Source organism: Rhodanobacter sp. Root480, from assembly GCF_001426645.1.
Taxonomy (GTDB): domain Bacteria; phylum Pseudomonadota; class Gammaproteobacteria; order Xanthomonadales; family Rhodanobacteraceae; genus Rhodanobacter; species Rhodanobacter ginsenosidimutans.
Genome location: NZ_LMEX01000002.1, coordinates 1 through 17440, shown reverse-complemented (window position 1 = coordinate 17440; position 17440 = coordinate 1). Strand labels below are relative to the sequence as shown.

Sequence of the window (17440 nt, the reverse complement as noted above, 5' to 3'; positions counted from 1 at the left end):
TTCAGTGCGCCTTGCGTTTGACGCCGGCGCCCAGCAAGCCGATCAGCAGCACGGTCAGCACGATCTCGATGATGGCCAGCCAGCGCTGGTCGGCGGCGCTCCACGCTTCCGATACGCCATGGCAGAAATAAAACAGGCTGAGGGTGCCCACCCACAGCAAGGCGCGGCGCACGTCGCGGATCGCCAGCAGTGGCAGCAGCAGCGGCACGGTGGTGATCGCCACCACCAGCCAGACCGGCACGGTCTGCGCGGGAAACAGCCAGGCGTGCCAGACCGGCTGCAACACCGTCAGCGCGGCCCAGGCGATCAGGCCCAGCCGTTGTTCGGGTGGCAACTGCGCCATCGTGCTCATGCGCCGGCCGCCAGTTTGCGTGCGGTGTCGGCAAGGCGGCGGCCCAGGGCGCGGGCCAGTTCGCGTTCGTGGTCACTGATGGGGTTGTCGCCCGTGGTGCCGGCGATGTGGCTGGCGCCGTAGGGCGTGCCGCCGCTCTGGGTGGCACTGAGCGCGGCTTCGGTGAATGGCAGGCCGAGCAGCAGCATGCCGTGATGCAGCAGCGGCAGCGCCATCGTCAGCAAGGTGGATTCCTGGCCACCGTGCATGGTGCTGGTGGAGGTGAAAACCGCCGCGGGTTTGCCGACCAACGCGCCGCTGGCCCATTCGGCGCCGGTGGAGTCGAGGAAATACTTCAGCGGCGCGGCCATGTTGCCGAAGCGGGTGGGGCTGCCCAGCGCCAGTCCGGCGCAGTCGGCCAGATCGGCGCGGGTCACGTAAGGGGCGCCGTCGTCCGGTTCGGGTGGCTGCGCCACTTCGGTCACCGGCGCAACCGGCGGCACCTGGCGCAGGCGCGCGTGCATGCCGGGCACTTCCTCGATGCCGCGGGCGATCAGGCGCGCCAATTGCGCGGTGTGGCCGCTGCGGCTGTAGTAAAGCACCAGGATGTCCTGGCTCATGCTCGGTGGTTCCGGTGGCAGGGACTCATGTGTTTTGGTCGTTCATGGGCGATACGCTAGTGTACCGGCGCATGCCGCAATGAGTTCATGCCGCATAGGTTCCGGCCGCGATGGTTGTGGCGACGAGGCCGCCCTCCGGCGCAACGATGGAAGAATGATGGCCCTGCGCTTCAATCGCGAACGCACGTCGAATTTCAGCCGCTTCATCTGGCAGCGTTTTGTCGACGACAAATGCTTCGAGACGGCCGGCGCGCTGTCGTACACCACGCTGGTGTCGCTGGTGCCGCTGATGGTGGCGGTGTTCGCGATGTTCTCGGTGTTTCCGGTGTTCCAGCCTGCACGCGACACGCTGATCACCTTCGTGTTCAACAATTTCGTGCCGGCAGCGGGCGAGGCGGTGCGCAACACCATGCTGGGTTTCGCGGCCAACGCCAGCAAGCTCACCGGCATCAGCATCCTGGTGATGCTGTTCAGCGCGGTGTCGATGATGATCAGCATCGAGGATCGGCTCGATCGCATCTGGCGCGTGCGCCAGCCGCGTGGATGGGGATCGCGCCTGCTGCTGTATTGGGCCGCGTTGACGCTGGGGCCGATTCTGGTGGGTGGTGGCATCGCCGCTACCTCGTATGTCACGGCGATGCCGTTGCTGCACGGCGCCTACGACCTGGGCACCAGCATCGCCGAGCGGTTTCTGGTGGTGTTGCCATTCGTGGTGACGTTCGTGACGCTGTGGCTGATGTATTCGGTGATCCCCAATTGCCGCGTGTCGCGCCGTGATGCGGCGATCGGCGCGCTGCTGGGTGCGGTGCTGTTCGAGGTCGCCCGCTGGGGCTTCACGCTGTTCGTGCGCAATGCGCATACCTACCAGCAGATCTACGGCGTGCTGGCCACGATCCCGATCTTCCTGCTGTGGATCTACCTGTCGTGGGTGATCGTGATACTGGCGGCGTCCGTCGCCGCTTCGCTGTCGGCGTACGAATACCACGCGCCGGCCACGACGTTGCCCGAGGGCGCGGAATTCCTGGGGCTGCTGGTGGTGTTGCGCCATTTCATCGAAGCCCAGCGCGATGGTTCGCGGGTGGATCCGGCGCAAGTACGATTGTGCGAGCCGTATCTGCGCAGCGCCGCCATCGCCGCCTATTTCGACGACCTGCAACGCGCCGACCTGATCACCCGCGGCGAGGCCGGCTGGTTGCTCTGCCGCAGCCTGGACAGCACGGACCTGCTGCGCGTCTACAACAAGACCCATTACCGCCTGCCGTTGCGCCCGGCTGAGGAAGCGGCCGCACTGGGCATCGAGTTGCCCAGGACGTTGCTTGAATTGCTGGACGTGATGGCCGATACCCTGCATGCCGCGCTGGGCACGCGGCTGGACCAGATCTATCCGCAGGACACCGATGCGCCTGCCATTGAGGAACCGAACGCATGACTTTCCGCTTTTCCCGTCCTGCCGTATGGACGGCCATATCCGTCGCGATGCTGGCTTTTGCCGCGCCCGCTTGGTCGGCCATGCCCGCCCAGCCCACGCTCCAGGTGACCACGCTGCAAGGCAAGACGTTCGATCTTTCCGCGCAGCGCGGCAAGTGGGTGATCGTGAATTTCTGGGCCACCTGGTGCGTGCCGTGCATCAAGGAGATGCCGGACATCTCGCGCTTCGTGGCGGCGCACCCGAATGTCCGCGCGATCGGGCTGGCATATGAAGACAGCGATCCGGCCGACATCAAGGCCTTCCTGGCGAAACGGCCGGTGGTGTACCCGATCGCGCAGGTGACGCTGGACAAGCCGCTGAAGGATTTCGACCAGCCGCGCGGGTTGCCCACCACCTACCTGATCAGCCCCGACGGCAAGGTCGCCAAACACATCGTGGGGCCGGTGACCGAGGCCTCGCTGGCGGCGCTGATCGGCCAGCCGTGATGAGGGTGTCGTGATGCCGACTGCACGTTTTGTCGCCACTGGCAGGGTGCAGGGTGTGTTCTTCCGCGCCAGTACGCGCGATCAGGCGCTGGCGCTTGGCATGGCCGGGCATGCGGAGAACCGGCCGGATGGCAGCGTCGAGGTGCTGGCCAGCGGGTCGGCGTCGGCGCTCGATGCGTTGCAGCGCTGGCTGCGGCAGGGGCCGCCGATGGCGGTGGTTGAGGCGGTCAGTCGGGAGGACTTGCCGGAGCAGGCGTTGCGGGGTTTTCGGATCGGGTGACGAAGAGCGACCCCTCCCCAACCCTCCCCTGCGAGCAGGGGAGGGGGCACAGCGCTCAGCCTCTGGCTGCCCGGGAGGCAGCTTTTTGCTCCTCCCCCTGCTCGCAGGGGGAGGTTGGGAGGGGGTTGCTCTTGGCTCTTTACCCGCCGCCCAACGCCTGCAACTGATCCGCCTGGTACTCGCGGTTCAGCGCATCGATCAGCTCGCCCAGATCGCCCTGCACGATTTCGGGCAGGCGATAGAGCGTGAGGTTGATGCGGTGGTCGGTGATGCGGCCCTGCGGGTAGTTGTAGGTGCGGATGCGCTGGCTGCGGTCGCCGGAACCCACCTGCAGGCGCCGCGCCTCGGAGCGTTCCTCGCTCTGCTTGCTGCGCTCGACGTCCAGCAGCCGTGCCTTCAGCAGGCTCAGTGCGCGGGCGCGGTTCTTGTGCTGGCTGCGCTCGTCCTGGCATTCCACCACGGTGCCGGTGGGCAGGTGGGTGATGCGGATGGCCGAGTCGGTCTTGTTGACGTGCTGGCCACCGGCGCCGGAGGCGCGGAAGGTGTCGGTTTTCAGGTCGGCCGGGTTGATCTCGATCTCGTCGATCTCGTCAGGCACCGGCATGATCGCCACCGTGGCGGCCGAGGTGTGGATGCGCCCCTGCGATTCGGTTTCCGGCACGCGCTGCACGCGGTGCGTGCCCGATTCGAATTTCAGTTGCGAATACGCGCCCTTGCCCTCGATGCGCGCCACCACTTCCTTGTAGCCGCCGTGCTCGCCGGCGTGCTCGCTGAGGATCTCCACCTGCCAGCGGCGGCTTTCGGCAAAGCGCAGGTACATGCGCAGCAGGTCGCCGGCAAAAATCGCCGCCTCGTCGCCGCCGGTGCCGGCGCGCACTTCGAGATACAGGCTGGCGTCGTCGCGCGGGTCCTTCGGCAGCAGCAGGATCTGCAGCTCGTCGTCCAGCTCCCGCAGCCGTTGCTCCAGCCGGCGCACATCGTCGGCGGCCATCTCGCGCAGTTCGGCGTCGTCCAGCATCGCCCGCGCATCGGCCAGTTCGTGTTCGGCCTGGTCGTGTTCGTGCAGCGAGACGGCGACCGGTTCGAGCTGGGCGTATTCCTGCGACAGCGCGCGGAAGCGGGCGTTGTCGGCGTGCACGTCGGGCTGGGCCAGCAGCAGGCCGATTTCCTCGTGACGCTCGGCCAGTGCTTCGAGCTTGCGGCGGATCGATGGGGTCATGGCCGGTACGTTTACCCTTTAACAGGCGGCAAATAATGCAGGAGCGACTTCAGTCGCGATGCTCTTCTTGGCGCCGATACAGCCAAGAGCATCGCGACTGAAGTCGCTCCTACAGATGGGGGGTGTTCGCGTCGTCGTCCAGGCCGTACAGGCGGCCCGCCGCGTGCAGCAGATCCATGTCGCCGCTGAGTGCGGCCTCGCGCAGGCGAGCGCTGGGGTGATGCAGCAGCTTGTTGGTCAGCGTGTTGGCGAGAAAGGCCAGTGCTTCGTCCGTCGGCTTGCCGTGGGCGATCATGGCGCGGGCTTTTTCCAGCACTTCGTCGCGGTAGGTCTCCGCGTGCTGGCGGATGTCCAGCGCCGGATTGTGCACGGTGAGCGCACGGCGCCAGGCCATGTAGCGGTCCACCTGCAGGTCGATGATGGCGTCCGCCTCGCGGGCGGCGGCCTGGCGCGAGCGGCGGTTTTCGTCGATTACCTGCTGCAGGTCGTCGATGCCATAGAGATAGACGTCGGACAGCTCGGCCACGCTGGCCTCGATGTCACGCGGCACGGCGATGTCGACCATGAACATCGGCTTGCGCCGCCGCGTGGCCATCGCCTGCTCGACCATGGCGCGGGTGACGATCGGCGTGCGCGCGGCGGTGGAGGAGATCACGATGTCGGCTTCGGCCAGGTGCTGCGGCAGGTCGGCCAGCGCCACCGCATAACCGCCATGGCGGGCGGCCAGTTCCTGCGCGGTTTCCAGCGTGCGGTTGGCCACGATCAGCCGGCGTGCCTGCTTGTCGGCCAGGTGCCGCGCCGCCAGTTCGATGGTGTCGCCGGCGCCGATCAGCAGCACGCAGGCCTGCTTCAGGTCCGCAAACACCTGCTCGGCCAGGCGTACCGCGGTAAATGCCACCGAGACCGTGTGCGCGCCGATGCGGGTATCGGTGCGCACCCGCTTGGCCACGGCAAAGGTGTGCTGCAACAGGCGATCCAGCGGTGCGCCCAAGGCCTGCGCGGCGCGGGCCTGCTGGTAGGCATCCTTCACCTGGCCCAGGATCTGCGGCTCGCCCAGCACCATCGAGTCCAGCCCGGTGGCGACGCGGAACATGTGCCGCACCGCATCCTGTTCATCGTGCCGATACAGGAACTCGTCCAGCTTGCCCGGCGTCAGATGATGGTGGCGGTTCAGCCACTGCTGCGGGATACCCTCGGCGCCGGCCGTTACGCCCACGTACAACTCGGTACGGTTGCAGGTGGACAGGATCAGTGCCTCTTCCACGCCCGGTTCGCCACGCAGCGCGCGCACGGCTGCCGCAGCGGCGTCCGGGTCGAACGCCACCCGCTCGCGCAGGCTGACCGGCGCGGTGAGGTGATTGAGCCCGAGGGCGATCAGCGGCATTTTCGGAAGGAATCCGGGCAGGAATGACGGCAGCGTAGGCTAAGCTTGATGCAACCTGCCGTGTACGGAGCGATACGGCGAAACGGTCAAACAAACGGTGAACAGTGTGCGGAGCAGGTCGGTCAAGTTCAAGCAACTGCGGCATTTTACGGCAGTCTCGGCATTCGCGCTGGGCCTGGCCGGATGCGCCTCGATGGCATCGCGGCCAGCCACCACCGCACCGGCGCCCGCGCAGCCGTTGACGCACCTGGTGGTGGTGACGCCCGATGCCGACCACGATCTGCTGGCCCAGCTGCTGGCCGGCGAGATGGCGCTGAACCGCACCGACCTCGCCGGTGCGGCCGGATTCTTCGGCAAGGCGATGATGCTGAGCAACGAGCCGGAAGTGGCCGAACGCGCCGCCGGCCTGGCCACCGCGGTGCACGATGACGCCGCCGCGCAGCGTGCACTGGACCGCTGGCAGTCGCTGGGCGCCGAACCTGCCGCGCTGGCTGCGGGACGCGCGCAACTGGCGCTGGACCGCGGCGACGGCGACGAGGCGGCGCGTCAGTTGCAGCGCCTGCTGGACAGCGGCGACAAGGACGCCTGGCGTCAGCTTGGCCGTGTCTTGCTGTCTGCCCGCGACCAGGCTCAGGCGGGCCGTCTACTGGAAAAACTGGCCACGGCACAACGTCTGCCTGCCGACCCCAGGGCATGGTTGGCGATGAGTGAACTGGGCGACAAGCTGGGTCGCCATGCCTACGCCATGCAGATCGCCCAGGCAGCGATGGAGCGCTTCAAAAGCCCCGAAACCTATGCCTGGGCGGCGCAGATGACGTTCCGCCAGGGTGACCATGCGGCGGCGCAGGCGCTGCTGCGCCAAGCCGTTGCGCGTCACCCGGAAAGCACCGCGCTGCGGATGGGTTATGCCGGCATGTTGAGCCAGGCCGGCGACAACGCCGCCGCCTTGCGGGTGCTCGACCACGGCCCGCAGGATGCCGACACCTATGCCCTGCGCGCGTCGCTGGCCGCGCGGGCCGATGACGACAAGGCCATCGCGGCGTTGTACCAGCAGTTGCAGAAGGCGCCGTCCGACGTGCGCCGGCACAACGCCTACCTGCTCGGGCAACTGGCGCAGATGCAGCGCCGCGATGCCGAGGCATTGACCTGGTACGACCAGGTGGCTGATGACGACCCGCACGCGTTCGACGCCGACCTGCGCACCGCGGTCATCCTGCAGTCACAAGGCCACAGCGCCGAGGCCCACGAGCTGCTCAGCCAGTTGCAGATGAGTTACCTCGACCAGCCCGATCAACTGCGTCAGGCCTACCAGGTGGACGCCGAGCTCTACATGCGCGAGCAGCACTTCACGCTGGCCGAAGCGGCGTTCAACCGCGCCTTGCAGGTGGTACCGAACGATCCCGGCTTGCTGTACGGGCGCGGGCTGGCCTATGCCGAGGCGGGCAAGGTGGATCTGGCGGTGAAGGATTTCGAGCACCTGCTTGAGATCAAGCCCGATGACATCGATGCCAGCAATGCGCTGGGCTACACCCTGGCCGATGCCGACCGCGATCTGCCGCAGGCCGAAAAACTGCTGCGCGCCGCCCGTGCCGCCAAACCGCATGACCCGGCGATCGCCGACTCCTGGGGCTGGCTGCAATACCGGCTGGGTCACCTCGACCAGGCGGCCGAGGTTCTGCGCAGCGCGTGGCAGTCGCGCAAGGACGCCGACGTCGGCGTGCATCTGGCCGAGGTGCTGTGGAAACAGGGCCAGCAACAGGAAGCGAAAAAATTGTTTGACGAAGTACGCAAGCTCGACCCGCGCAGCAGCTTGCTGCGCGAGACACTGAAGAGGCTGCAGCCGTGAGGCGCTGGTTGCGGTATTCCCTGTTGGTATTGCCGTTGCTGCTGACCGCCTGCGTGCCCGCGGTGCGGATGAAGGGCGACGCCAGCCTGCTGGCCGCCCAGCACGCGCGCGAGCAGGCGCTGGCGCCGGTCGATCGCTGGGTGTTGCAGGGGCGGCTGGGCGTATCCAACGGCAGTGACGGCGGCAGCGGAAGTTTCAGCTGGAGCCAGGACGGCGACCATTACGAATTCGTGTTGCGCGCGCCGGTCACCGGCAAGAGCTTCCGCCTCAGCGGTGACAACCACGGTGCGCTGATGGAAGGCCTGGATGGCGGGCCGATCCGCGGCCGCGACGCCGAATCACTGATGCACCGGGCGCTGGGTTGGGATGTGCCACTGAGCGACCTGCGCGCCTGGGTGCTGGGGCTGCGCGCCGACAGCGGCCCGGCGGAACTCACCTTCGGCGAGGACCGGCTTCCGGCCACGCTGCTGCAGGACGGCTGGAGCGTGGATTATCGCGAGTGGGATACCAGCCGCCAGCCGCCACTGCCGAAAAAACTGTACGCGGCGAAACCCCCGTACAAGGTGAAACTGGTGATCGAATCGTGGCAACTCCCCTGAGTGCGGTTCGCGGCGATGACGGGTCGCCCCATCCCCGACCCAGCCGCCACGACATGAACTGCCGCATCGTGCGTGCCGGCGCCGCCGACGTCGACGCGCTGTGCGAGATCGAGCGCAAGGCCGTGCAGCTGTTCCGCGGCCATCCGGCCTGGCCGTCGTATGCGGCGATGGTCATTCCGCCCCCGTTGCTGCATCTGGCGGTCAGCCGCGGCCTGGTGTGGGTGGCGCTGGATGCTTCCGGCGAGCCGGTGGGTTTCGTGTGGCTAGATACCGACGTGGGCGAGGGCGCGATCGGCATTGCCGAGCTCGACGTGCTGCCGTCGCACGGCCGCCGCGGCATCGGCACGGCGCTGCTGGAGCATGCCTGCGACTGGGCGCGCGCGGCCGGCTATCGCCGGGTCGATCTGGGCACCCTGGCCGATGTGCCATGGAATGCGCCGTTCTACGCCAGGCATGGTTTCGTGGCGGTCGACAGGAGCGATCCGACCTTCGCGCTGGCGCGCCAGCGCGATCGTGACAACGGGTTCCCCGAACACCTGCGCCAGTTCATGAGCCGCCATCTGCCGCCGCTGGCCGCAGGCGACTGGTCGGCCTGGCCGGCACCGGCCAAGCTCAACCTGTTCCTGCGCATCGTGGGCCGACGCGACGATGGCTATCACGAGCTGCAAACCGTATTCCGGCTGCTCGACTGGGGCGACGAGATACGCCTTCGCGTCCGCGGCGATGGCGAGATACACCGGTTGAGCGACACACCCGGTGTGCCAGCCGAACACGATCTGGTAACCCGCGCCGCGCGCCTGCTGCAAACCGATGGCGGCATGGGCGTCGACATCACGGTGGAAAAACGCATTCCCATGGGTGGCGGCCTGGGCGGCGGCAGTTCCGACGCGGCCACCGTGCTGGTGGCGCTCAACCACCTGTGGGGGCGCCACCTCGACATCGATGCACTGGCCGAGCTGGGCCGCCAATTGGGCGCCGACGTGCCGGTTTTCGTGCGGGGCAGATCGGCGTGGGCCGAAGGCGTCGGCGAGAAACTCACGCCGCTGGCGTTGCCGCGGCGCTACCATGTAGTGCTCGACCCGCACGAATCGGTACCGACGGCGGCGCTTTTCCAGGCGTCCGAATTGACACGAAATGCGCCGCGGGCGACAATTTCATCCTTTGTTTCCGGCGAAACGTCGGAGAACGCCTTCACGACCGTTGTGCGAGCGCGACACCCGCGGGTGGCCGCGGCGCTGGACTGGTTGGCGGGCTTCGGCGAGGCGCGACTTTCCGGCAGCGGTGGTTGCGTGTTCCTGGAGGCGAAATCACTCGATCGGGCGGTGGCGATTGCGCGTCGTTGCCCGGCGGCATTTTCGGCCCAAGTGGCCGCGGGTGTCGACGTGTCACCGCTGAACCAGGCCCTGGCGCGCCATTGCGGCGCGCCGTGAGCCGCATGGATCGAACCAAAGCACGAACGAAAACTAAAACTTCTGGGGCGTCGCCAAGCTGGTTAAGGCACGGGATTTTGATTCCCGCATGCGCAGGTTCGAATCCTGCCGCCCCAGCCATTCATGATGGCCATTGGTTCTGAGGTAATGACTGTGGATACGTCCACCCCGATGCTGCTTTTTTCCGGCAATGCGCACCGCGCACTGTCCGAGAACGTCGCCCAGCGCCTGGGTGTGCCCTTGGGCAAGGCGCTGGTGGGCACCTTCAGCGACGGCGAAGTGCAGATCGAGATCGAGGAGAACGTCCGCCGGCAGGAGGTTTTCGTCATCCAGCCCACGGGCGCGCCGAGCGCGGAAAACCTGTTCGAGCTGCTGGCGCTCACCGATGCGCTGAAGCGGGCATCGGCCACCAGCGTCACCGCCGTAATGCCGTATTTCGGCTATGCACGGCAGGATCGTCGGCCGCGCTCGGCGCGAGTGCCGATCACCGCCAAGCTGGCTGCCAAGATGGTCAGCGCCGCTGGCGTGGATCGCCTGCTCACGGTGGATCTGCATGCCGACCAGATCCAGGGCTTCTTCGATATCCCGGTGGACAATGTGTACGCCTCGCCGGTGCTGCTGGCCGATATCTGGCGCAACCACGCCACGGACGACCTGATCGTGGTGAGCCCGGACGTGGGCGGCGTGGTGCGTGCGCGGGCCATTGCCAAGCGGCTGGACGACGCGGACCTGGCGATCATCGACAAGCGCCGTCCGCGCGCCAACGTCTCCACGGTGATGAACATCATCGGCGACGTCGACGGCAAGACCTGCGTGATGGTTGACGACATCGTGGACACCGCCGGCACCTTGTGCGCGGCCGCCGCCGCCCTGAAGGAGCGTGGCGCCCGCAAGGTCATTGCCTATTGCGTGCACCCGGTGCTGTCGGGCGCGGCGGTCAGCAACATCGAGAACTCCCAGCTCGACCAGCTCATCGTCACCAACACCTTGCCGCTGCGCGCCGAAGTGCAGGCCTGCGGCAAGATCCGCCAGTTGTCCGTCGCCGAACTGCTGGCCGAAACCATTCGCCGCATCGCCTACGGCGAGTCGGTAAGTTCGTTGTATGTGGATTGAAAATTGAAGTGTCCGCCCAGGATGGGCGGTCTTGATGTCAGTTTTTCGCGGCATGGATGCCGCGTGAAATAACGATCTTCACCTGGTCGCGGGGAAGTCAACCAGTCGCCGCGAGGCGGCAAACAACCACCAAGGTAGTGAAAAGCAATGTCCAAGAATCTTGAAATCAAGGCGCAAGGCCGCAAGGACGAGGGGAAAGGTGCGAGCCGCCGCCTGCGTCGTGCCGCTTATGTGCCTGCCGTTGTCTACGGCGGCGATCAGGCTCCCGAGAGCATCCAGATCGAGCACAACACCATCCTGCTGGCCGCGAAGAACGAATCGTTCTTCTCCTCGGTGCTCGACCTGAACGTCGACGGCAAGGTGCAGAAGGTGCTGGTGCGTGACTGGCAGAAGCATCCGTTCAAGCAGTTGATGATGCACATGGATTTCCTGCGCATCGATGAGAACGCCAAGCTGCGCGCCAACGTGCCGCTGCACTTCCTCAACCAGGAAACGTCGCCGGCCGGCAAGATGTCCGGCGTGGTGATCTCGCACAACCTGACCGAGGTGGAAGTCAGCTGCCTGCCGAAGGACCTGCCCGCATTCATCGAGCTGGACCTGGGCGCGGTCGAAGCCGGCGACATCATCCACCTGTCGCAGCTGAAGCTGCCAGCCAACGTGGAACTGCCCGCGCTGGCGCTGGGTGAAGCGCACGACGCTGCGGTGGTCACCGTGAATGCGGTCAAGGAAAGCGCTGCCGACGCGGCGGAAGACGCTGCGGCCGAAGCCGAAGCCGAGGCGAACAAGGCCGCGGCTGCCAAGCCGGCCAAGCCGGCGGCTGACAAGAAGTAAGCCGCGACGGCCCGCGCTCCGATGGAGTGCGGGCCGTCCTGCTGCTTCTGCGCATGGCTGGTTTGCGACTCATTGTCGGACTGGGCAACCCCGGTGCCGAATACCTCCGAACCCGGCACAACGCCGGGTTCTGGCTAGTTGACGCCCTCGCCAGCGGGCAGGGCGAGCGTTTCGCCTTCGACGGCAAGCTGCACGGCGAGAGTTGCCGCGTGCGCCTCGGTGGCGAACCGGTCTGGCTGTTGAAGCCGGCCACCTTCATGAACAAGAGCGGCATCGCCGTGGTTTCGGCGCTGCGCTATTACAAGATCGAACCCGAACAGTGCCTGGTCGCGCACGACGACCTGGACCTTCCTGCGGGTACCGTACGGATGAAATTCGACGGCGGCCACGGCGGCCAGAACGGCCTGCGCGACATCATGGCCCACCTCGGCCACGGCAAGTTCCATCGGCTGCGTGTGGGTATCGGCCATCCCGGCCATCGCGACCAGGTCACGCCCTGGGTGCTGGGCCGGCCGTCGGCCACGGACGAGGACGCGATCATCGACGGTATCGCCCGCGCGCTGGACGTGCTGCCGCTGGTGGTAGGCGGCCAGTTCGACAAGGCAATGCAGTTGTTGCATACGAATAGCCGGGAATAGGGAATGGTGAATCGGGAATGGTCAAAAGCCAAAGCCCGATTCCTGCTTCTCCTGTTCCCGATTCCCCATTCCCTATTCCCGGAATCACATCCATGGGCATCAAATGCGGCATCGTCGGTCTGCCCAATGTCGGCAAGTCCACCCTGTTCAACGCGCTGACCAAGGCGGGCATCGCGGCGGCGAATTTTCCGTTCTGCACGATCGAGCCGAACGTGGGCGTGGTGCCGGTGCCGGACCCGCGGCTGAATGCGTTGGCAGAGATCGTCAATCCGCAAAAGGTGATCCCGACCGCGGTGGAATTCGTCGACATCGCGGGCCTGGTGGCTGGCGCGTCGAAGGGCGAGGGCCTGGGCAACAAGTTCCTGGCGCACATCCGCGAGGTCGACGCGATCGCCCACGTGGTGCGCTGCTTCGAGGGTGACGTGATCCACGTGGCCGGCAAGGTCGACCCGATCGCCGACATCGAGACCATCGACACCGAGCTGGCGTTGGCCGACCTGGAGTCGGTGGACAAGGCGCTGAACCGCGCCGAGCGCGCGGCCAAGGCCAACGACAAGGAAGCGTTGGCGAAGAAGCCGGTGCTGCAGAAGCTGGCCGCTGGCCTCAACGAAGGCAAATCCGCGCGCAGCCTGGGCCTGGACGAGGAAGAGAAGGCGCTGGTGCGCGACCTGTTCCTGCTGACCCTGAAGCCGTTGATGTACATCGCCAACGTCCCCGACGACGGCTTCGAGAACAATCCGTTGCTGGACGCCGTGCGCGAGCGCGCCGCCACCGAAGGTGCCGAGGTGGTGCCGGTGTGCGCCGCGATCGAGGAAGAGATGGCGCAGCTGGACGACGCCGACCGCGACGAGTTCCTGAAGGACATGGGCCTGGACGAGCCGGGCCTGAACCGGGTGATCCGCGCCGGCTACAAGTTGCTCGACCTGCAGACCTATTTCACCGCCGGTGTGAAGGAAGTGCGCGCGTGGCAGGTGCGGCGCGGCTCCACGGCGCCGCAGGCGGCGGGCGTGATCCACAGCGATTTCGAGAAGGGCTTCATCCGCGCCGAGACGATCGGTTACGAGGATTTCATCCAGTACAAGGGCGAGGCGGGCGCGGGTGCGGCCGGGCGGCTGCGCAAGGAAGGCAAGGAATACATCGTCAAGGATGGCGACGTGCTGCACTTCCTGTTCAACGTCTGAGCTGCCGTACGTACGGCGACGCAGTGATCAGATGTCGCTGTCGTCGCCTTCGGTGATCTGCCGCTGCATGCGGTCCAGATAGGCATCGAGTTCCTGGGTGCTGGCGAATACCTCGTTCACCGGCACGGCCTTGACGATGTCGAACACCTTGCGCACCTGCGGCTGCGGATTCAGCAGCAGGGTATGGCCGCCGCGGGTGCGCATGTTCTTGCGGATCTTGGCGAAGCTGCGCAGGCCGGCGCTGCTGACGTATTCCAGATGGGCCAGGTCGATCACCACGGTGCCGCCATCGGCGAGTCGTGGCAACAGGGCGAGCATGGCCTCGTCGAGCTCGCCGAAGGTCATCGCGTCGAGGCGGCCACCGACCTGCACGACCACGCGGTCGGGGGCGGAGAATTCGCTGTGCAGGCTGAGCGTCATGGTGAAGATCCATCCTGGGTCGGGTAGGTGAAGCGAAGCAGCAGGTGATTGCCTTGCGCGTCCCGTGTATAGCGCATTTCGTCGGTCATGGTGCGTGCGAGGTGGATGCCGAGGCCGCCGATCTGCTCGCGGTCGGCCAGGTCGCCGGTAAGGGTGGGGGCGGTGGATTGCAACGGGTCGAAGGCGATGCCGTCGTCGATCAGCTCGATCGTGGTGGCGCCGGGTCGGGACTGCAGCAACACGCGGATCCGGCCGGGTCGACCATCGGGATAGCCGTATTCCACCGTGTTGACCATCAGCTCCTCCAGCACCAGGCGCACGTCGCCGTGCAGTGATGCCGGGACTTTTGCCTCCTGCAGCAGCTGCTCGCAGCGGTCGAGCGCCACGAAGACGTCCGGCAGCCGGTTGTCGATGTCTATCCCGGTTGGCGGTGCCCCGGCGCCGTGCCAGGTCAGGGCCAGCAGGGTGATGTCGTCCGCCTGCGCGGCATCCGCCACGAAGTGATCGACGTCACCCAGCAGCCGCTCGATGTAGGCGGCGGTGTCGGCGGTCGGCGGAACCTGCGCGAGACTCTCCACGGTGCGCTCGATGCCGTACATCTGCAGCTCGTGGTCGCTGGCTTCGGTGATGCCGTCGGTGTACATCAGCAGCGTTTCACCCGGGCGCAGGCGCAGGCGTTGTTCCGGGTAAGTCGAGTCTTCGTACAGCCCCAGCACCGCGCCGGTGGGGAATTCCAGCAGTTGTGGTGCGCCACGGCCGCACAGGATCGGCGGCTCGTGGCCGGCGCTGGCCAGCACCAGGTCGCCGCTGCCAGTGTCCAGCAGGCCGCACAGCAGGGTGACGAACATGCAGCTGTCGTTGCCGCGGCAGAGTTCGAGATTGAGCAGTTGCAACAGGTTCTGCGGCGTCTGCGCGCGCGGCGCCAGCGCCTTGGCCAGGGTGATCGTCTGCGCCATGAACAGGGCGGCCGGAATGCCCTTGTCGGAGACGTCACCGACCATCACGAAGAAGCGCTGCGGGTCGAGCATGAAGTAGCTGTAGAGATCGCCGCCGACGGCCCGCGCGGGACGCAACGCCGCATGCAGTTCGAACTGCGCGCAGACGGCATCGAGGTAGTGTGCGTTCGGCAACAGGCCGAGCTGGATCTGGTGGGCGATCTCCAGTTCGCTGGCCAGCCGCTGTTTTTCGCGCGCCACCCGGGCGAGGTCCTCCAGATGCAACGCCAGCTCGCGGCGCATGTGGTCGAACGACTGGGTCAGGCGGCCCACTTCGTCGGGCCGGCGTGCCGGCGGCAATTCGAAATCCAGCTCGCCGCGGGCAACGTGCTCGGCGCGGTCGGCCAGTACACCCAGCGGCGCCATCGTGCGGCGGATCGTCAGCAGGGTGATCAGCGACACGCCGAGCAGGGCCAGCAGGCCCAGCGCGAGGCTCAGCATGAAGATGTGCCGCACGCTGGCGTAGGTCTGGTACTCGGGCACCACCAGCCCAAGCCGCCAGCGTGTGCCTTCGATCGGTGCGGAATAGACCCAGACCGGCCCGCGCGCCCGCGGGTTCTGTGCCACCCGCAGGCGCATGGCTCCGGCCTGGTCGCTGGCCAGCGCGTTGAGCAGGGCTGGTGAGCCGCGTTTGCCCACCAGGGCCGGATTGTCGTGCGCCAGGTAGTTGCCGTCGCTGTCGAGCACGAAGGCGTAGGCGCCCGCGGGCTTGTCCAGGCTGCCGAGTATCTGGTGCAGCCAGTCGAGAGTGACGTCGGCGTTGATGATGCCGATCGGGTGCCCTTCGCGCTCGATCGCCACGGAGTAGTTGATCACCTGGCGGTGCCGCGACAACGACAGGAACGGTCGCTGCCAGCAGCCGCTGGCGCAGCCGAGCCCGCCGAGGAACCAGTTGCTGTTCCAGTAGGGGTTGCTGTCTTGCGACAGGTTGCGGCTGGCCAGGCTGCCGTCGTCCAGTCGACGCACGAACGGCGAATACATGGACCCGTCGGCGGTGTCGGGTGACGGCGTGAACGCTGCAGCCAGGCCATCCATGTCCAGATTGGTGGACAGGGTGTCGCGCAGCAGGGATTCGGCGTCATCCTGACGGGTGGCGACGATCGTCGCGAGCATCTGTGCCGAAACGGCAACGCGATCGATCCGGGCCTGGATCTGGCTGCCCGCGTTGGCCGCCAGGGCGGCGGCCTCGTGGTGGGTGTGCTGCAGGATCTGCGCGCGGGTCAGGCTGAGCAACAACGCCCCGATCGCCGCTAGCACGACCATCGATCCGACCAGAACCCACAATGCTGTCCGCGATGCAATGCTGCGCAGGGCCATGCTGCATTCCCGGTTTCCTTGGCCTTGCATCTAGCCACGAATAATTGGTTGTCCGCAAGCCGGGCCGGCAAGGGTGGCTCCGTCAGTCAGGGCATAATCCCGCCCTCCTACTTCATCGACGAGACGCCGCCCCATGTCCGGACAACAGCACGAAGTGACGTTCCGTTTTCTCGCCCAGCCAACGGACGTCAATTTCGGCGGCAAGGTACATGGCGGCATGGCGATGAAGTGGATCGACCAGGCTGGCTATGCCTGTGCAGTGGGCTGGAGCGGGGCATATTGCGTCACCGCATCGGTGAGCGGCATCCAGTTCGTGGCGCCGATCCTGATCGGTGACCTGGTCACGGTACGCGCGCGGCTGATTCATACCGGCACCAGCAGCATGCATCTGGCCGTCGACGTGCTGGCTCGCGACCTGCGTCGCGACGAGCAGCGCCTGGCCACCAGTTGCGTCATGGTTTTCGTGGCGCTCGACGGGCAGGACGGCAAGCCCACCCCGGTGCCGCGCTGGGAGCCGCGCGACGACAGCGAGCGCCGGTTGCAGGCGCAGGCCCGGCAGTTGCTGGAGCTGTCCAAGGGAATGGAGCAACTGGTCGATCTGCGCGGCGTGACGCTGGATTGAGCGGCCGCAAAACCTGCCGGAAAATCACGCCGACATGCGAATTCGGTGCCAGAAGGTGTTGACAGTCCCGGGTCCGATCCACACAATACGCGTTCTTTGTTGGAGGGATACCCAAGCGGCCAACGGGGGCAGACTGTAAATCTGCTGGCTTACGCCTTCGGTGGTTCGAATCCACCTCCCTCCACCAGTTGCAAGCGGCATCATGCGACGCGAAAGCGGCGCAGTTGGCAAAGGTTCCGCGCAGGGCGGGAGTAGTTCAATGGTAGAACATCAGTTTTCCAAACTGATTACGCGGGTTCGATTCCCGCCTTCCGCTCCATTGTTCTGCATCTGCTGATGCGAAGTTGGTCAACGCAGATGCTGCCAAGATCGACGCTTTTATGAAGAGTCCGGCAGGATGCCGGTCTTGTTCTTCGCCATCATGGAGGATGGCTGAAATACATACGCTCATGTAGCTCAGTCGGTAGAGCACTTCCTTGGTAAGGAAGAGGTCACAGGTTCGATTCCTGTTATGAGCACCAATTCAGTTTGACCTTCACGGTCGTGACCCTTGCAGGGCACGTTTTCTTTTTAATCATTGACTCCATCGGGGTTTAGCGCGCATGGCAAAGGGTAAATTCGAACGCACCAAGCCGCACGTCAACGTCGGCACGATTGGTCACGTGGATCACGGCAAGACGACGCTGACGGCCGCACTGAC

18 protein-coding genes and 4 tRNA genes are annotated in these 17440 nt (G+C 66.1%); 16 read left to right on the top strand and 6 right to left on the bottom strand.

Annotated elements, in window-relative coordinates:
• Position 1: 1 nt before the first annotated feature.
• Together ASD22_RS07220 and wrbA are read right to left on the bottom strand one after the other, a co-directional pair.
• Positions 2 to 352, bottom strand: a complete 351-nt coding sequence (locus ASD22_RS07220) for a DUF2069 domain-containing protein (RefSeq protein WP_056081146.1) — start codon at positions 350 to 352, stop codon at positions 2 to 4.
• Positions 349 to 951, bottom strand: a complete 603-nt coding sequence (wrbA, locus tag ASD22_RS07215; RefSeq protein WP_056081143.1) for an NAD(P)H:quinone oxidoreductase — start codon at positions 949 to 951, stop codon at positions 349 to 351. Before wrbA ends, ASD22_RS07220 begins: the two co-directional genes overlap by 4 nt.
• 157 nt (positions 952 to 1108) lie before the next feature.
• Here wrbA and ASD22_RS07210 point away from each other — a divergent pair, with 157 nt between their 5' ends.
• From ASD22_RS07210 to ASD22_RS07200, 3 genes are read left to right on the top strand one after another with little or no spacing between them, the layout of a single operon-like run.
• Positions 1109 to 2380 carry a YihY family inner membrane protein gene (locus tag ASD22_RS07210; protein ID WP_056083919.1) on the top strand — a complete coding sequence of 424 codons (1272 nt, stop codon included), beginning with the start codon at positions 1109 to 1111 and terminating at the stop codon, positions 2378 to 2380.
• Entirely contained in the window at positions 2377 to 2865 is a 489-nt protein-coding gene (locus ASD22_RS07205) for a TlpA disulfide reductase family protein (RefSeq protein WP_082520175.1), read from the top strand. The genes ASD22_RS07210 and ASD22_RS07205 overlap by 4 nt, the downstream gene beginning before the upstream one ends.
• Before the next feature lie 13 nt (positions 2866 to 2878).
• Positions 2879 to 3145 carry an acylphosphatase gene (locus ASD22_RS07200; protein WP_056081137.1) on the top strand — a complete coding sequence of 89 codons (267 nt, stop codon included), beginning with the start codon at positions 2879 to 2881 and terminating at the stop codon, positions 3143 to 3145.
• A 139-nt stretch (positions 3146 to 3284) separates the two neighbouring features.
• On the opposite strand, the gene prfA is transcribed toward ASD22_RS07200, so the two are convergent.
• Entirely contained in the window at positions 3285 to 4364 is a 1080-nt protein-coding gene (gene prfA / locus ASD22_RS07195; RefSeq protein WP_056081134.1) for a peptide chain release factor 1, read from the bottom strand.
• A 109-nt stretch (positions 4365 to 4473) separates the two neighbouring features.
• The gene (hemA, locus tag ASD22_RS07190; protein ID WP_056081131.1) at positions 4474 to 5748 is read right to left on the bottom strand and encodes a glutamyl-tRNA reductase; all 1275 of its coding nucleotides are present in this window, start codon (positions 5746 to 5748) and stop codon (positions 4474 to 4476) included.
• A 193-nt stretch (positions 5749 to 5941) separates the two neighbouring features.
• Here hemA and ASD22_RS07185 point away from each other — a divergent pair, with 193 nt between their 5' ends.
• From ASD22_RS07185 to ychF, 8 genes are all read left to right on the top strand, one after another.
• Positions 5942 to 7594: a tetratricopeptide repeat protein gene (locus tag ASD22_RS07185; RefSeq protein WP_056081128.1), complete on the top strand. Its 1653-nt coding sequence runs from the start codon at positions 5942 to 5944 to the stop codon at positions 7592 to 7594.
• Positions 7591 to 8193, top strand: coding sequence for a lipoprotein insertase outer membrane protein LolB (gene lolB / locus ASD22_RS07180; protein ID WP_056081125.1), 603 nt, complete (start codon positions 7591 to 7593; stop codon positions 8191 to 8193). The genes ASD22_RS07185 and lolB overlap by 4 nt, the downstream gene beginning before the upstream one ends.
• Positions 8194 to 8246: 53 nt before the next feature.
• The gene (gene ispE, locus ASD22_RS07175) at positions 8247 to 9623 is read left to right on the top strand and encodes a 4-(cytidine 5'-diphospho)-2-C-methyl-D-erythritol kinase (RefSeq protein ID WP_056081123.1); all 1377 of its coding nucleotides are present in this window, start codon (positions 8247 to 8249) and stop codon (positions 9621 to 9623) included.
• A 43-nt stretch (positions 9624 to 9666) separates the two neighbouring features.
• Positions 9667 to 9743: transfer RNA gene (locus tag ASD22_RS07170), tRNA-Gln, on the top strand.
• 27 nt (positions 9744 to 9770) lie between these two features.
• Positions 9771 to 10736, top strand: a complete 966-nt coding sequence (locus ASD22_RS07165; RefSeq protein WP_056081120.1) for a ribose-phosphate diphosphokinase — start codon at positions 9771 to 9773, stop codon at positions 10734 to 10736.
• A 147-nt stretch (positions 10737 to 10883) separates the two neighbouring features.
• On the top strand, positions 10884 to 11567 hold the full coding sequence (locus tag ASD22_RS07160; RefSeq protein WP_056081117.1) for a 50S ribosomal protein L25/general stress protein Ctc: 684 nt from the start codon (positions 10884 to 10886) through the stop codon (positions 11565 to 11567).
• A 53-nt stretch (positions 11568 to 11620) separates the two neighbouring features.
• The gene (gene pth, locus ASD22_RS07155) at positions 11621 to 12205 is read left to right on the top strand and encodes an aminoacyl-tRNA hydrolase (RefSeq protein ID WP_056083916.1); all 585 of its coding nucleotides are present in this window, start codon (positions 11621 to 11623) and stop codon (positions 12203 to 12205) included.
• A 92-nt stretch (positions 12206 to 12297) separates the two neighbouring features.
• Complete coding sequence (gene ychF / locus ASD22_RS07150) at positions 12298 to 13386, top strand: redox-regulated ATPase YchF (protein ID WP_056081114.1); 1089 nt, start codon at positions 12298 to 12300, stop codon at positions 13384 to 13386.
• Positions 13387 to 13413: 27 nt separating this feature from the next.
• On the opposite strand, the gene ASD22_RS07145 is transcribed toward ychF, so the two are convergent.
• Both ASD22_RS07145 and ASD22_RS07140 read right to left on the bottom strand, forming a co-directional pair.
• Positions 13414 to 13806 carry an STAS domain-containing protein gene (locus tag ASD22_RS07145; protein WP_056081111.1) on the bottom strand — a complete coding sequence of 131 codons (393 nt, stop codon included), beginning with the start codon at positions 13804 to 13806 and terminating at the stop codon, positions 13414 to 13416.
• Positions 13803 to 16118 (bottom strand): SpoIIE family protein phosphatase, encoded by a 2316-nt coding sequence (locus ASD22_RS07140; protein WP_056081109.1) that lies wholly within the window; start codon positions 16116 to 16118, stop codon positions 13803 to 13805. Before ASD22_RS07140 ends, ASD22_RS07145 begins: the two co-directional genes overlap by 4 nt.
• Before the next feature lie 133 nt (positions 16119 to 16251).
• On the opposite strand from ASD22_RS07140, the gene ASD22_RS07135 reads away from it, so the two are divergent.
• From ASD22_RS07135 to ASD22_RS07115, 5 genes are all read left to right on the top strand, one after another.
• Complete coding sequence (locus tag ASD22_RS07135) at positions 16252 to 16740, top strand: acyl-CoA thioesterase (protein ID WP_056081105.1); 489 nt, start codon at positions 16252 to 16254, stop codon at positions 16738 to 16740.
• A 101-nt stretch (positions 16741 to 16841) separates the two neighbouring features.
• Positions 16842 to 16927, top strand: a tRNA-Tyr gene (locus ASD22_RS07130).
• Positions 16928 to 16985: 58 nt separating this feature from the next.
• Positions 16986 to 17059, top strand: a tRNA-Gly gene (locus ASD22_RS07125).
• A gap of 126 nt (positions 17060 to 17185) precedes the next feature.
• Positions 17186 to 17261: transfer RNA gene (locus ASD22_RS07120), tRNA-Thr, on the top strand.
• Positions 17262 to 17342: 81 nt separating this feature from the next.
• Positions 17343 to 17440, top strand: a 98-nt coding sequence (locus ASD22_RS07115; protein ID WP_031270842.1) for a GTP-binding protein, incomplete at its 3' end; no start/stop codon positions are given.